This is a genomic window from Streptococcus australis (genome assembly GCF_015553625.1).
Lineage (GTDB): Bacteria > Bacillota > Bacilli > Lactobacillales > Streptococcaceae > Streptococcus > Streptococcus australis_B.
This window is the reverse complement of record NZ_JADNGY010000003.1, coordinates 214681-230033: the sequence shown is the minus strand read 5'-3', so window position 1 is coordinate 230033 and position 15353 is coordinate 214681. Positions and strand designations below refer to the sequence as shown.

Genomic DNA, 15353 nt, shown 5'->3' with positions numbered 1-15353 from the left:
TATCTAGTATTACAATGTTATGATAATGATTACACTCTTATAAAAAGTGGGATAAGAATCTTAGCTTTTAAGAAGATGGTGAGGAAGAACATGATTGAATACAAAAATGTAGTCCTGCGCTACACGGATACTGACATTTTAAAAGATGTCAATCTCCGTATTGAGCAGGGAGAATTTATGGTCTTGGTAGGACCTTCAGGATCTGGAAAAACCACCATGCTCAAGATGATCAATCGGCTTTTGGAACCGACAGATGGCAATATCTATATGGATGAAAAACGTATCAAGGACTATGATGAACGAGAGTTGCGTCTTTCTACTGGTTATGTTTTGCAGGCCATCGCCCTATTTCCAAATCTAACAGTCGCTGAGAATATTGCTCTCATTCCTGAGATGAAGGGCTGGAGCAAGGAGCAAATTATCTCTAAAACAGAAGGACTCTTGGACAAGGTGGGTCTGCCCGCTACAGATTATGCTCATCGGTTACCGAGCGAGTTATCAGGTGGGGAGCAACAGCGAATCGGCATTGTGCGGGCCATCATTGCAGAGCCAAAGATTCTATTGATGGACGAGCCTTTTTCAGCCTTGGATGCTATTTCTCGTAAGCAGCTACAGTCTCTCACTAAAGACTTGCACAAAGAATTTGGTATGACGACTATTTTCGTTACTCATGATACGGACGAGGCCTTGAAATTAGGCGATCGGATTGCGGTTCTACAAGAAGGAGAGATTGTACAGGTGGCGAATGCTGAGACCATTCTAGCCCAGCCAGTCAACGACTTTGTTGCGGATTTATTTGGAGGTGCTCACCATGTCTAAACTACTTGCAACCTTCCAAGAACGCTTTGGAGACTGGGTCACTGCACTGGGGCAACATTTGCAACTGTCATTACTGACCTTGCTCCTTGCTATCTTTCTAGCTGTTCCACTGGCTATTTATTTAAGTACTCGCAAGAGAGCGAGCAACTGGGTCCTACAGTTAGCTGGAATCTTCCAGACGATTCCTTCTATGGCCCTTTTAGGGCTCTTCATTCCCATCATGGGGATTGGGACGCTTCCGGCCTTGACAGCTCTGGTCATCTACGCCATTTTCCCCATCCTTCAAAATACCATTACCGGTTTGCAAGGGATTGACCCAAGTCTCGAAGAAGCAGGGGTCGCCTTTGGAATGACCAAGTGGGAACGACTCAAGAAGTTTGAGATTCCCTTGGCCATGCCTGTCATCATGTCTGGCATTCGGACAGCAGCTGTGATGATTATCGGGACGGCTACCCTTGCTGCCTTGATTGGAGCAGGGGGACTTGGTTCCTTTATCCTTCTGGGGATTGACCGCAATAATGCCAGTCTGATTTTGATTGGGGCCTTGTCTTCTGCCTTCTTAGCCATCGCCTTTAACCTGCTTCTCAAATGGATGGAAAATGCCAAATTGCGGACCATCTTTGCGGCCTTTGCTGTGCTAGTTATTGGATTAGGAGCTTCTTATACACCAAGTCTTCTTCCCAAACCGAAAAAAGAAAACCTGGTCATAGCTGGTAAATTAGGTCCAGAACCTGAAATTCTAGCCAATATGTACAAGATTTTGATCGAAGAAAACACGGACATGACAGTGACCGTCAAGCCAAATTTTGGCAAGACCACCTTCCTATATGAAGCTCTGAAAAAAGGGGATATCGCGATCTATCCAGAGTTTACAGGGACCGTGACCGAAAGTCTCCTCAAGCAGGCGCCGCAAGTCAGTCATGATCCAGAAGCAGTCTATCAAGCGGCCCGAGATGGGATCAAGAAACAAGACGATCTGGTCTTGCTCAAACCCATGGCTTATCAGAATACCTATGCTGTCGCAGTGCCTAAGAAAATTGCCCAAGAGTATGGCCTCAAGACCATTTCCGATTTGAAAAAGGTGGAAGGACAACTCAAGGCGGGATTTACGCTAGAGTTTAATGATCGAGAAGATGGGAACAAGGGCTTGCAGAAGGTCTATGGTCTTGATCTACAAGTATCCACCATGGAGCCGGCCCTTCGCTACCAGGCTATCCAGTCCGGTGATATCCAGATAACAGATGCCTACTCAACGGATGCCGAGCTTGCTCGCTATGACCTCGTGGTCCTCGAAGATGACAAGCAACTCTTCCCTCCATATCAAGGGGCCCCACTCATGAAAGCTGAATTACTCGAAAAACATCCAGAATTGGAGGCTGTTCTTAATAAACTGGCTGGAAAAATCACAGCAGATCAAATGAGCCAGCTCAACTACCAAGTCGGTGTGGAAGGCAAGTCGGCTAATCAAGTAGCGCGTGATTTTTTGATTCAGGAAGAGATGATCAAGAAATAGATTTTTAAAGGAGTATTAGCTTAATTTATGAGTATGAAAAAAAGGATCAAAAGATCCTTTTTTTCATACTAAGGCTAACAAGATAGTAAGTACCAGAGCGATTCCAATCCGAATGACATGATGGGCTAGATGGAAGTTTTCTTTGTGCTTGCCATTCCAATAGGCTCCATAGCAAATCAAGCTAACTCCGATCAGCCAAATGAATAAAGCAACAATTGGCAAAAGGAAGTAGAGGATGAAAGAGAAGGTCGCAAGGCTACTTCCTATAAAAAGTAGGTAAATTCCAAGGGTCTTATTGCCCTTTTTTAATTCGGAAAGGCTGACTAATAAATGAAGAAGAGCAAAAGCAAGGGCTAAGAAGGCTGTAAAAAAGCCGAGAAGAATGGGGAGGAGCATAGTTTTCCTTTCTATGATACATGATGTAAAGTCGCACCTTAGTTAGAAGCGACGTTTAAAATCTCCAAATAAAACTGGATGACTTCTTGTTCGGTGTAAGTCTTGCCTTTTTTCAACCACCAAGTCAGGGTTTCAATGAAGTTGGTTACGACCAGGTGTTTGAGATAGGAGTGGGGGATGTTGGGGTGCGATTGAATCAGTTTCTCAGCTACCATGGGGTAGACGTCGTGCTCCAGTTCTTTTTTCAGTTGCCGGATAAAATAATCATTTTTGGAAAGCAAGAGACTGGTCACATGGTCTTGATTTTTCTTGAAATGCTGAAAGATATGGGCTAGGTAGTCTTGGGGAGAGAGCTGATCATCTCGCTCAAAGAGGTGGTGAAAGAGTTTTTGGCAGAGTTCATCCAGTAAGAGTTCCTTGCTCTCATAATGGCTATAAAAAGTTGAGCGACCAACATCAGCACGGTCAATAATTTCCTGAACGGTAATAATGTCGTAGTCTTTTTGGTTGAGTAAGTGTAAAAAAGCATGATAGATAGCTTTTCTAGTTTTGGTAATACGACGATCCTGTGTTGTCATATGGACACTTTGAACAAATTGTTCAGTAACGTACATCCTAAACAGTTTGCCCCTATCCTTTCTTTTTAGAGTTAGAGATAATACTAGTGAGAAGATAATACTATTACTATTATACCAAAGGAAGGTAAAAAAATGAGTTCAAAACGTGCTGTTTGGCTGGCTTTTTTCCTGAATCTAAGTTTTGCCATTGTTGAGTTTATTGCAGGGGGAATCTTTGGTTCCAGTGCTGTTCTCGCTGATTCTGTTCATGACTTGGGGGATGCTCTAGCCATTGGCCTCTCGGCCTTTCTAGAAACGATTTCCAATCGTCAAGAAGATAGTCGCTATACCCTAGGCTACAAGCGTTTTAGCTTATTAGGGGCTTTAGTAACGGCAGTCATTCTGATGACCGGGGCTGGTATGGTGATTTTAGAAAATGTAAGCAAGCTTTTCCACCCTCAGCCCGTCAATGACGAAGGGCTTCTTTGGTTGGGAATTATTGCTATCAGTGTCAATGTGCTGGCGAGTCTGGTCATTCGCAAGGGACAAACCAAGAATGAATCCATTCTCAGCCTGCATTTTTTGGAAGATACCTTGGGTTGGTTGGCCGTCATCCTGATGGCCATTGTCCTCCGATTTACTGACTGGTATATCCTAGATCCCCTCTTGTCTCTTGCTATTTCCTTCTTTATTCTGTCCAAAGCCATTCCACGTTTTTGGAGCACCGTTAAGATTTTCTTGGATGCTGTGCCAGAAGGAGTAGATATCCAGCAAGTGAAGAGTGATTTGGAGCAGTTGGACCATGTGGCTAGTATCAATCAGCTGAATCTTTGGACCATGGATGGACTAGAGAAAAATGCTATTGTTCATGTTTGTCTCAAACGTATGGAGCAGATGGTGGTCTGTAAAGAAGAGATCCGTGCCTTGCTCAAAGAGAGGGGATTTCAAAATGTCACCATCGAAGTGGATGAAGACCTAGCAACTCACCGCGCCCACAAGCGAAATATCGAAGAGCTGGAAGCCAGTCAAAGTCATGGACATGATCACCACCACCATCACCATCATTAATGGAAATCGATCATTCCTTTGTTGAGGATATTTTAGAAATCATCGATTTAATATATTGACTCCCGATTCAAATTGTGATAGACTACTCATATTTATGAAAGGATCGAGTATATGTTACAACTACAACGTATTTCAAAAGTGTATTATACGGGGAATCAAGAGTTTCACGCTTTAAAGGATATCTCGATTCGTTTCCGTGAAAATGAGTTCGTCTCGATTCTCGGACAATCGGGTTCAGGGAAAACCACCCTCTTAAATATCATCGGTGGACTCGACCAATACACATCGGGTGATTTACTCATCCAAGGAAAATCAACCAAGCAATTTAAAGACCGCGATTGGGATAGCTACAGAAACCACACCATCGGATTCGTCTTCCAATCCTATAATCTGATTGGTCACCAAACGGCACTCTCAAACGTCGAGATTGCGATGACGCTCTCTGGCGTTTCTAAATCGGAACGTAAGAAGCGTGCCATCGAAGCACTTGAACGCGTTGGCCTAAAAGATCATTTATATAAGAAACCAAGCCAAATGTCTGGCGGACAAATGCAACGGATTGCGATTGCGCGTGCCCTTGTCAATAATCCTAAAGTCGTTTTAGCCGATGAGCCAACAGGAGCGCTCGATTCTGAGACTTCTGTTCAAATCATGGAGTTATTAAAAGACATCGCCAAGGAACGTCTAGTGATCATGGTGACGCATAACCCAGAACTGGCGAAAACCTACTCTACACGTATCGTACAAGTATTAGATGGAAATATCTTAAGCGACTCGAATCCATACGAACCAACCGAAGAACCCAAACAAGGCGACATTCATTTCACAAAGACAAAGATGAGCTTTCTGACGGCTTTGGCCCTTTCGTTTAATAACCTATTGACGAAAAAAGGTCGGACATTTCTGACTGCCTTTGCTGGTTCCATCGGGATTATCGGGATTGCCCTGATCTTGGCCCTCTCAAATGGTGTGAGCGACTATGTGAAAAAGGTGCAAGAAGACACTCTCGTCTCTTTGCCATTGACGATTAGCGAGCAGAACCAGAGTAATCTGATGGCAACCTCTCCAGACTTGAGTGAAAAGCCTTATAGGGATAAAAACGAACTCGGTGTCAATACGCTTTTAACGAATCTATTGAAAAAACAAATCGGGAAAAATGACCTCGCTTCCTTCAAAACCTACTTGGATAAACACGCTTCAGAAGTCGCACACCTTACAAAAGATACTCGTTACCAGTACAATTTACAACCCTATATTTACGCCAGTGACACCTCCAACGGTCCAAAGAGCATTCTTCCGTCTAACCTCGCGGACGAAGTCGATACGGCCAACCAAACAATTAAAGGCTATTTGCAAAACATCGACTACTGGAGCCAACTGTCAAGCGACCAGGAGATGCTTAATGCGCAATATGATGTGCTAGAAGGTCGCCTTCCGAAGGATAAATCTGAAATCGTCCTGATCGTGGATGAAGAAAACCAAATCAGTGACCTCCTCCTTTATAGCTTACGCATTAAAGACCCTAGCGAATTGAACGATGTGAAGAAACTCGACGAACTCAAATCACAAACGTATCAGTATAAGGATTTCATCGGAAAAACATTTAAAGCCGTTGTCAACACAAACCGCTTCGTGAAAGAGAACAACCAATGGATGAATAAAATTGACGACGAAGCCTATATGAAGGCACAAATCGAGAATGGTCTCGAGCTTAAAATCGTCGGCGTTCTCCGTCAAAAAGAAGGCACCAGTTCGGGTGTGAACTCTCCTTCTGGCGGTGTGGCTTATACAAGCGCCCTTATCGATTACACTTCTGAGCAAATTCAAAACAGTGACATCGTAAAAGAGCAAGAAGCCAACCCAACCATTAATGTATTTACTGGAAAAGAATTTGCCAAAGATCCAAAACCATTCAATTCGGCTGATTTAACCGAAGAAGAAAAAATCCAGTTGGTAAAATTGACGCCTGAACAACAAGCGCAATACATCCAACAATACAACGAAAACTCGGCTGCCACTTACGAGGAAAACCTCGCGAAATTGGGTGTCATCGACAAATCCAAACCGGCTGCCATCGAGTTCTACACCTCTTCCTTCCAACAAAAACAAGAGTTGAAGGACTTCATCAACGCCTATAACACAGCGAAAAAAGACGCTGGCGAAGACGAGAAAGTGCTCGTCTACTCCGACGATATTCAAACCATCATGTCTTCGATTACGACAATGGTGGGCGTGATTACAACCGTACTCGTCGGTTTCGTAGCCATCTCGCTCATCGTATCATCGATTATGATTGCGATTATCACCTACATCTCGGTTCTCGAACGTACAAAAGAAATCGGAATCCTACGTGCAATGGGGGCTTCGAAGAAAGACATCCGTCGTATCTTTACTGCCGAAACAGCCATCGAAGGATTCATCTCCGGGGTACTCGGTATCGCCATTACACTTCTTGCGACGATTCCAATCAATGCCGTCGTTGCGAAAATGACCAACGTGGAAAACGTGGCGCAGTTACCATGGGAAGCAGCGCTCATCCTGATCGGTATCTCCATTGTCCTTACTATGTTAGCTGGTCTCATCCCTTCACGCATCGCCGCAAAGAAAGACCCAGTGGAATCTTTACGTAGCGAATAAAAGCTGTAAACAATAAAGTGGATAGAAAAATGTTTCTTTATCCACTTTTTCTATTGTGTAGAAATTCTTAGAAAGAGATTCAAACCTTCTCTCCTTACATGAAAGATGGTCATTTCAAATAGATGTTGTTTTCAAAGAATAATACAGTATCGGATTGGACATAAAAAGATATTTGTTCCACTTTCTTTGAATGATTTCTTTTAATAGCTTGTGTATTTACCTAGAAAATTAGTTGCTTCTTCCAAATGATTTATAAAAGAGCTTCCTAAAGAAATCCTTTTCATGGTAAAATAGTGGAAAGTATATAGTAAGGAGTAGTTATGAGTAAAAGAGCTGTGTTGATGATGACTTTTGGTTCACCAGAAGAGATTACCTATGAAGGAGTAGCGGAATTTTTCACAAATATACGCCGTGGGGTTCGTCCTGAACCACATGAAATTCAGACTTTATATGACAATTACGTCCGAATCGGTGGAACCCCACTCCAAAGGATAACTAGAGAAGAAGTGGACATGGTTGCTACTGCTCTTGGAAATCAAGCGTCGGTTTACTTTGCCAACAAATTTTCCCGCCCTTTTATCACTGATGTAATCAAAGAGATGGAGAATGACGGAATTGAAGAATGTTTGTGCTTGATTTTAGAGCCTCATTATTCCTACTATTCTGTCATGGGATATGAGAAATTTTTAGAAAGTGAGCAGATTAGGTTCCAAATTATCAAGGATTGGTACCGCGAACCTGACCTACTCCACTATTGGGTTGATGAAATCCAAAAGATTTTAGATCAGATTGGAGACGACAGTTATAAGGTGATTTTTTCAGCTCATAGTGTCCCAGTTTTGGCACTTGATTTTGGTGATCCTTATATCGATCAGATTTATGACAATAGTCGCATGATTGCAGAGATTTTAGGGCTTGAAGAGGATCAGTACACCAATACTTGGCAGAGTGAGAGTGATATAGGTATTCCTTGGATTAAGCCTGATGTCTTAGAATACCTTCATGATGAGAAGGAACACCCTGACCACTATATTTTTGTTCCGATTGCCTTTATTAGTGAGCATATTGAAGTTCTTTTTGATAATGATGTGGAGTGTAAGGAGCTATGCCAGGAGCTCGGAGTGGCTTATCACCGACCTCCTATGCCAAATAGCGATTCACGACTGATTAAAGCCCTTCTGTCAACCATTCAGTCTCATATAGATGGTGACTATAGTGACTATCAACCTCAGCTAGAGACTTTTGATGAGTTGGAAGCTCCTTCAAGTACAGGTCAGATTTTGGAAGCAGAAAAAGATATTCAAATGCCCGATTTTGTCAGAAAATTGATTGATAAGAAAGGCCGCGATAATGTCAAAATGCCCTATTTGATTAAGAAAATGCTAGAAAAGAAGTATGGAAAAAAATATGATTAAAAGATGGAGTTTTAAATCAGGAAGTGGGCTAGAGCTCGATAAAAAGTGTATACTATAGGTAAGTAAGCAATAGAAAGTAGGTTGTTCCTATGAAGAAAACAGTCTATACAAAAGCTGGGCAAGTGGGTCTAGTAGAAGTAGAACGCCCGCAAATCGAAGCGCCGGATGATGTTATTCTCCGCATTGTTCGTACCTGTGTCTGTGGATCCGATCTCTGGAGCTACCGCAATCCAGATATTGAAGCAGGGCATCAAAATAGTGGCCACGAAGCCATTGGGATTGTCGAAGAAATCGGAGAAGCCATTACAACGGTCAAACCAGGAGACTTTGTCATCGCCCCTTTCACCCATGGTTGTGGGGAGTGTGATGCCTGTCGTGCTGGCTACGATGGGACTTGTGACCGTCATATCGGCACCAACTGGTCTGATGGGGTGCAAGCGGAGTACATGCGCTTCGAATACGCCAACTGGGCCCTTGTCAAAATTCCAGGGCAACCATCAGATTATACAGAAGCCATGCTCAAATCTTTCTTGACGCTGGCAGATGTCATGCCGACGGGCTACCATGCAGCGCGTGTAGCAGACGTGAAGCCTGGTGACAAAGTAGTGGTCATCGGGGACGGAGCTGTTGGACAATGTGCGGTTATCGCAGCCAAAATGCGGGGAGCATCACAAATCGTCCTTATGAGCCGTCACCAAGACCGTCAACAGATGGCCTTGGAGTCAGGCGCGACAGCAGTTGTCGCTGAGCGTGGTGAAGAAGGCATTGCCAAGGTCCGTGAAATCCTCGGAGGTGGAGCAGATGCGGCCCTTGAATGTGTCGGTACCGCAGCAGCTGTTGAGCAGGCCCTTGGAGTCCTCCATAATGGAGGACGCATGGGATTTGTCGGCGTACCTCATTACAATAACCGTGCCCTTGGTTCGACCTTCGCCCAAAATATCTCAGTGGCAGGTGGAGCAGCCTCAGTTACTACTTATGATAAACAGTTCTTGCTTAAGGCTGTCCTTGATGGCGATATCAATCCAGGCCGCGTCTTCACCCATAGCTATAGCTTGGACGAGATTGATCAGGCATACAAAGATATGGATGAACGCAAGACTATTAAGGCTATGATTATCATTGAGTAATGAAAAAGTCTAGTAGAAATGAAACTACTAGACTTTTCTTTTATTGTGAAATAAATTCTTATTTCAAATCCGACATCACTTGTTTCTTGGTGAAGGTACGCTCTTGTTTGTTAGCTAAGGCCTTGATGCGAGCATCTAGGAGAATGGCGCGACCTTCCGCACTTCGGGTATAGACGAGATCATACTTGCCCAGACTCTTTCGGATTTGCTCCACAAAGGCTTGGGCATCCTCTTTCCGTTTGTCAAAGAGGCTTGGTACGGCGAAATATTCTGTCTGATCGGATACCTTTTCTTGTGCTTTCAAGATATAGCGCTGATTTTCAATCGGCGCGAAAAACTCGATCATGGTTTGCGAGAAAAGTTCCTTCTCCCGCATGGTTCCGCCCTTCAAATAGATCAGCGTGTTGATGGCATCCTTTCTGTCTCGTACGACTTGGATACGGGTCTCCTGGGTTTGAATATGCCCAAAGAGGAGCAAGGCTTGGTGAATAGCTTGTCCAAAGGCCTCTAACCGTTTATAAGGGCTCTTATAGAGATAGTAGCGGAGCCAGGCAAGGAGTGCGATAACAGCTAAGACGAATAGAAGAATAAGAGACGCTGTATTCCTTCCTCCTCTATGTGAGTAGTAAATCAGGTTGGCGAAAGCATCGGTCAAAGTAGCGGCCGTCAGCCAACGAGCTAGCTTTCTAGCATCAAAAAATAGGGCTAGGGGAAGGAAGTGTTTATCCACTTGGACCTCATTTGCAATCTCCATATTCTCCAGAATAGGCAGGGCTTTTTGCCATCCGTCTCGGAGTTCTTGACGATGGGTGGAGCGCTCTAAGGTTTCTTCATTGAGTTTCTGCAACTGTTTTTTGGTATAGCGGATATTGTCAAAGGCTAGACGTTCAATACCAGATTCGATGAAGGGCTCCTTGTAATGGAGACCTAAAAATTGCTTCATCCGTCTTTCTAAGAGCTCCAGATCAGGACTGTATTCTTTCAACTGATCAGTGATGGCTTCGATTTCTTCCTTTTCAAGATCGGACTTTTCATACCATTTCTTTAGGGAAAGATTGATGGAGACCAGGTGCCAGATATTACTAGTCTTGTCTGGCTCCTGAGGCCATACTCGGATGGCACGACCTCGCATTTGGTTGCTGAGCATAAAACTGCCGACAAAGCTCGCTAGGATTAGGGAATTAACGCAAGGAGCATCCCAGCCTTCTCCTAGAAGGGACTTGGTTCCAATGACAACCTGGATGAGCCCTTCTTGAAAGAGCTGGGTCACAGCTGTCACCAAATCATGTTGAGAACCAACCAAGCGAACCTTGAGAAAGTCATCAGGAGATAATTGGCCGACACTTTGGTAAGTCAATCGATTCTTTCCTAGAAGGTCTTCTAATCTTGGCTTAGCGACTGTCGGGATGATGACGATGCTGCCGGTTAAGACAGCAATGTCAGGAGGACTAGTTAGCTCTAAGCTTTCTCTGCGAATAGATTCAAAATAGGAGAGCACTCCCAACTGAGTGAATTGGGCGTCCTTATTCCCGAGATGAACTTCAAAGTCTTGGCGAATGTAGTCTGTTAGGACCAGTTGGCGCAGTTGACTTCCAAGAGCCTGGTATTCCGCCTTGAAAATCTCTCGAACCGCATTGAGTTTTCCGAGGGATTGGTTGAGCAGTAGGTCTTGTTTTTTGTTGCGGACCAGTTTGACTTGTTTTCGATCGATTAAGCTGGCTGCTTTTAGTTCATGGAGGACTTGCTTCTCGTATTCCTCAGGTAGATTGTACCAGTGAGGCACCTGAAAGAGCAGACCTTGCAGGAGAATTTCAAGCCAGTCCAGGGTGAAAGCAGGTAGTTTCTTGGCTCCTAAAAGGTCCTGGAAACGTTTGGGAAAGGCGATTCCCTTGCTTCGAAGAAAGATCAGGGTAGCAGAGAGATACTTGGGATCGTTGAGCAATTCATCCTCGCTGATCTGACCTGATAAGGCTTGGCAGTTTTGGAGGTATTGGCAAAAGAGGGGATCGGAAGTCAGTTGCTGCAAGAGAGCATTCTTTTGTTGGCTAAAAGCATCCAACTGCTCTTGCTCTTCCTTGGTTGGAAAGGCAAAGTAGACATAGTCTTGGTGAGGACAAAGGGTGTCTTCCTTGACCAATTCGGGAACCGTAATTTCCTCATCAATCTCACCACACATGCGGATATAGCGATCCCAAAGGGCGGGATCCCCTTCATAGGGAGGGGTGGCGGTAAGGGAGATCATCTTTAAGTCTGGAAAGGCTTGACGAAAGGCTTCCAAACTTTTCCACCATTCATTGCGCAGGTGATGACACTCATCCAAACAAAGGGTTCCGAGTGAGATGGCTTGGAAAGTAGTAAAGATATCAAAGCCTTTGAAGTCAAATGTTTCAATCTCTGCCTGGTCATCGGTATCCTCAGCTTGTGATTGACCGACGACTTGGTTCATGGCGCTGTGTAGAGCCTGATAGGTAGCCACTGTAATCAGCTTAGGATGTTTGAGGTCCTGAGAGATCAATTGCTCCGCTTGGCTTTCATCACTCAAGAATGCTTGGATAATCCGGTCCACCCATTGTTGACGAATGGTGACCGTAGGAGCCAAGATCAGGGTTGGCTGGCCGAAGCGTCTGATAAATTCGATTCCCAGGGTTGTTTTTCCAGAGCCAGGAGCTGCTACCAAATGTAGGTGGCCATCCGCCATAAAAGCGTCACTCTTATCGAGAACGCGTTCTTGATAGTGTCTCCATTGGCCTGTAAAGGCTAGTTCTTGTAACATAGGTTTCCTCCCTTGTACTGTCCCCATTATATCATAGTTGAAAGTATTCAGTTATATGGGGAGTTGCTGTGGAAGGGAAATAGTCCTTTTTGCTATCTTTTCTTGACACCGGCTAGATGGACTTATATAATATTACAAACAAGTTTGGAGGCAACAAATGATCCATAAACATGAAATTCCTATTTTAGAGTTTGACGACAATCCACAGGCAGTTATTATGCCGACCCATGAGGGGCTTGATCTACACCTGCCTGAAAAATGCATCTATGCTTTCTTAGAGGATGAGATTGACCGCTTTGCCAAAGTTGCTGGAGCCAAACAAGTAGCTAGCTTTGTCTCAGCTACCAAGACCTATCCGGTTTATGTCATGGAGCACCAAGGAGAGGAAATCTGCTTGGCTCAAGCGCCAGTTGGATCTGCAGCAGCAGCCCAATTCATGGATTGGTTGATCGGCTATGGGGTGAAGAAGATCATTTCGGCAGGAAGCTGTGGCGTCTTGGTGGACATGGAAGAAAATGCCTTTTTAATCCCGACCAAGGCTTTGCGAGATGAGGGAGCCAGTTACCATTATGTAGCACCTTCTCGTTATATAGAAGTAGATCGTCGAGCACTGACTGCCATTGAAAGGGTCCTAAAACAAGAGTCCATTCCCTACCAAGAAGTGATGACCTGGTCGACAGACGGCTTTTATCGAGAAACGCCTGACAAGGTGGCCTATCGCATTGAAGAAGGGTGTAGTGTGGTGGAGATGGAGTGCGCCTCACTGGCAGCAGTAGCCCAGCTTCGTGATGCGGTTTGGGGCTTGCTCCTATTTACCGCAGATTCTCTTGCAGACCTGGAAAATTATGACCAGCGTGACTGGGGATCTGAAGCATTCGATAAAGCCTTAGAATTGTGCCTAGAAATGGTTCTTCACTTGTAGGTCTATTCTCTTTTTATGGTACAATGAAGCTATGTTAGTCAAATTATTTTTAAAACAATGGCAGTCCAAGATGAAAAGTCTATCTCCAGCAAGGAGGCTCTTTTTCAGCTTTTTCTTGGTTATCTTAATTGGCTCCCTCTTATTGAGTCTGCCTTTTGTCCAGCAAGCAAGCTCAAAAGCAGGTTATGTCGACCACCTTTTTACAGCAGTCTCCATGGTCTGTGTGACGGGCCTCTTTACCCAGTCAGTAGCCTCGACCTACAATGCCTGGGGGCAGTTGATCTGTATGCTCTTGATTCAGATTGGTGGCCTGGGGATCTTGACCTTTATCGGTCTCTTCTTTATGGAAAGTCGTCAAAAGCTCAGCTACAAGGACCGACAGACCATTCGGGACAGCTTTAGCTTTAGCAATAACCAGAGCTTGGCCCGTTTTGTCCGTTCTATTTTCATAACCACCTTTACCATCGAAGGACTGGGGGCCTTGCTCCTCATGATTCGCTTCATTCCTCGCTTCGGCTGGGGGCATGGAATCTTTAACTCCATCTTTGTCGCGATTTCAGCTTTTTGTAATGCAGGCTTTGATAATTTTGGGGGCGATAGTATGATGAGTTTCCAGACCGATTGGCTGGTGAATCTGACCTTGTCTGCCCTTATTATTACTGGGGGCTTGGGCTTTATGGTTTGGTTTGACCTCGCTACCAAGGCCCGTAACCAATCAGGACGGCGGACTCTTCGCTTCCATACCAAGGTGGTTCTCTGGTTAACAGCTGCAATCCTCCTCTTTGGGACAGTAACCAGTCTCTTGACCGAGTTTGATAATCCGGCAACCATTGGGGCCCTCCCCTTGGGAGAGAAAATTTTAGTCAGCTTTTTCCAAACCGTCAGCATGCGGACAGCTGGTTTTGCTTCCTTAGATTATACAGCAGTCCGACCAGTGACGCTCTTCGTCTATCTCTTGCAGATGTTTTTAGGTGGAGCACCAGGCGGGACAGCAGGGGGCATGAAGATCACCACCTTCCTGGTCCTCTTGCTCCTGGCTCGGAAGGAACTATTGGGGCTACCACATACCAATTTAGGAAAACGTACGATTTCACCAGACATTGTTCAACGTTCCTTTGGGACGGCGATGATTTTCCAGTTGACCTTCTTAGTGGGGCTATTAGGAATCTGTTTAGTGACGCCGGATGGCCAACGCTTTATTTATTTGGTCTTTGAGGTTGTATCCGCTCTAGCGACAGTGGGAGTGACCGCCAATGTGACCTCGACCTTAAATGGAGCGGGATTAGGCATTATCATGGTCCTTATGTTTATCGGACGGATTGGTCCTTTGACCCTCATGGTTAGCTTGAACAATTACCAAGCCAAGAAAGCAGATACCTTGCAGTATGCCAAGGCAGACATCATTATTGGATAGGAGAAACTTATGGCGAATCGAACCATTGGAATTTTAGGATTAGGAATTTTTGGACAGAGTGTCCTGAAAACCTTACAGGATCAGGATGTGGATATTATTGCAATTGATGATCACGCAGATGTGATCAACCAATATGAATCCATGATTACGACTGGAATTGTTGGAGACATTACAGAAATGGACCTCTTGGATGCGGCTGATATCGGTACCTGTGACACAGTCGTGATCGCGACGGGAGAAAACTTGGAGTCCAGTGTGCTGGCGGTCATGCACTGTAAGGCATTGGGCGTCGAGCACGTCATTGCCAAGGTCAAGAATGAAGTGACCAAGGAAGTCCTTGAGAAGATTGGGGCTGATTTGGTCATCCTACCAGAGGTGGAAGCGGGAATGTCCCTAGCTAAGATGATTCTCTTCCAACATGGGATTGAAGTTTTCCAGTTGGATGAAGAAGTGGTGGTGGTCGAGTTTACGGTTCCAGCTAGCTGGGTAGGAAAAAGCATCCGAGACTTGGAAATCAGAGACCAATATCAACTCAATATTATTGGCTATCGAGATGCGGAAGACCAGCCTTTGCGAAGTCAGATTGGTCCCGACTTTATCTGGCCAGAAGGGGTGCGCGTGATGGCGGTGACAGACAACCAGTATCTGGATAGAATCCAAGACCTCTTAGAGGAAACAAACTGAGAGAGAGTGGGACAGAAATCGGTCATTC

Annotated in this window: 12 protein-coding genes; 9 read left to right on the top strand and 3 right to left on the bottom strand. The window is 44.8% G+C overall.

What is annotated here, in order from left to right; genetic code table 11:
* The first annotated feature begins 90 nt into the window (after positions 1–90).
* Both I2D56_RS04070 and I2D56_RS04065 read left to right on the top strand, forming a co-directional pair.
* Positions 91–819: an ABC transporter ATP-binding protein gene (locus I2D56_RS04070; protein ID WP_195214025.1), complete on the top strand. Its 729-nt coding sequence runs from the start codon at positions 91–93 to the stop codon at positions 817–819.
* Positions 812–2332, top strand: coding sequence for an ABC transporter permease/substrate-binding protein (locus I2D56_RS04065; RefSeq protein WP_195214024.1), 1521 nt, complete (start codon positions 812–814; stop codon positions 2330–2332). The genes I2D56_RS04070 and I2D56_RS04065 overlap by 8 nt, the downstream gene beginning before the upstream one ends.
* Before the next feature lie 63 nt (positions 2333–2395).
* Here the strand turns inward: I2D56_RS04065 and I2D56_RS04060 are convergent, their stop codons facing one another.
* Positions 2396–2728 carry a glucuronide permease gene (locus tag I2D56_RS04060; protein WP_195214023.1) on the bottom strand — a complete coding sequence of 111 codons (333 nt, stop codon included), beginning with the start codon at positions 2726–2728 and terminating at the stop codon, positions 2396–2398.
* A 38-nt stretch (positions 2729–2766) separates the two neighbouring features.
* Positions 2767–3306, bottom strand: a complete 540-nt coding sequence (locus I2D56_RS04055) for a TetR/AcrR family transcriptional regulator (RefSeq protein WP_229038969.1) — start codon at positions 3304–3306, stop codon at positions 2767–2769.
* Between the two features lie 132 nt (positions 3307–3438).
* Between I2D56_RS04055 and I2D56_RS04050 the strand changes: the two genes are divergently transcribed.
* The 4 genes from I2D56_RS04050 to I2D56_RS04035 all read left to right on the top strand — a co-directional run bounded on the left by I2D56_RS04050 (position 3439) and on the right by I2D56_RS04035 (position 9532).
* A complete protein-coding gene (locus I2D56_RS04050) occupies positions 3439–4353 on the top strand; it encodes a cation diffusion facilitator family transporter (RefSeq protein ID WP_195348031.1) in 915 nt (304 codons plus the stop codon).
* A 111-nt stretch (positions 4354–4464) separates the two neighbouring features.
* The gene (locus I2D56_RS04045; RefSeq protein WP_195348030.1) at positions 4465–6990 is read left to right on the top strand and encodes an ATP-binding cassette domain-containing protein; all 2526 of its coding nucleotides are present in this window, start codon (positions 4465–4467) and stop codon (positions 6988–6990) included.
* A 320-nt stretch (positions 6991–7310) separates the two neighbouring features.
* A complete protein-coding gene (hemH, locus tag I2D56_RS04040; protein ID WP_195348029.1) occupies positions 7311–8405 on the top strand; it encodes a ferrochelatase in 1095 nt (364 codons plus the stop codon).
* An 89-nt stretch (positions 8406–8494) separates the two neighbouring features.
* A complete protein-coding gene (locus I2D56_RS04035; RefSeq protein WP_195348028.1) occupies positions 8495–9532 on the top strand; it encodes a zinc-binding dehydrogenase in 1038 nt (345 codons plus the stop codon).
* Positions 9533–9590: 58 nt separating this feature from the next.
* On the opposite strand, the gene I2D56_RS04030 is transcribed toward I2D56_RS04035, so the two are convergent.
* Complete coding sequence (locus I2D56_RS04030; protein WP_195348027.1) at positions 9591–12305, bottom strand: DEAD/DEAH box helicase family protein; 2715 nt, start codon at positions 12303–12305, stop codon at positions 9591–9593.
* 157 nt (positions 12306–12462) lie between these two features.
* On the opposite strand from I2D56_RS04030, the gene I2D56_RS04025 reads away from it, so the two are divergent.
* From I2D56_RS04025 to I2D56_RS04015, 3 genes are read left to right on the top strand one after another with little or no spacing between them, the layout of a single operon-like run.
* Positions 12463–13227, top strand: a complete 765-nt coding sequence (locus tag I2D56_RS04025; RefSeq protein WP_195348026.1) for a nucleoside phosphorylase — start codon at positions 12463–12465, stop codon at positions 13225–13227.
* Positions 13228–13258: 31 nt separating this feature from the next.
* Positions 13259–14641 (top strand): TrkH family potassium uptake protein, encoded by a 1383-nt coding sequence (locus I2D56_RS04020; protein ID WP_195348025.1) that lies wholly within the window; start codon positions 13259–13261, stop codon positions 14639–14641.
* A gap of 9 nt (positions 14642–14650) precedes the next feature.
* Positions 14651–15325, top strand: a complete 675-nt coding sequence (locus tag I2D56_RS04015) for a potassium channel family protein (RefSeq protein ID WP_195348024.1) — start codon at positions 14651–14653, stop codon at positions 15323–15325.
* Positions 15326–15353 lie beyond the last annotated feature (28 nt).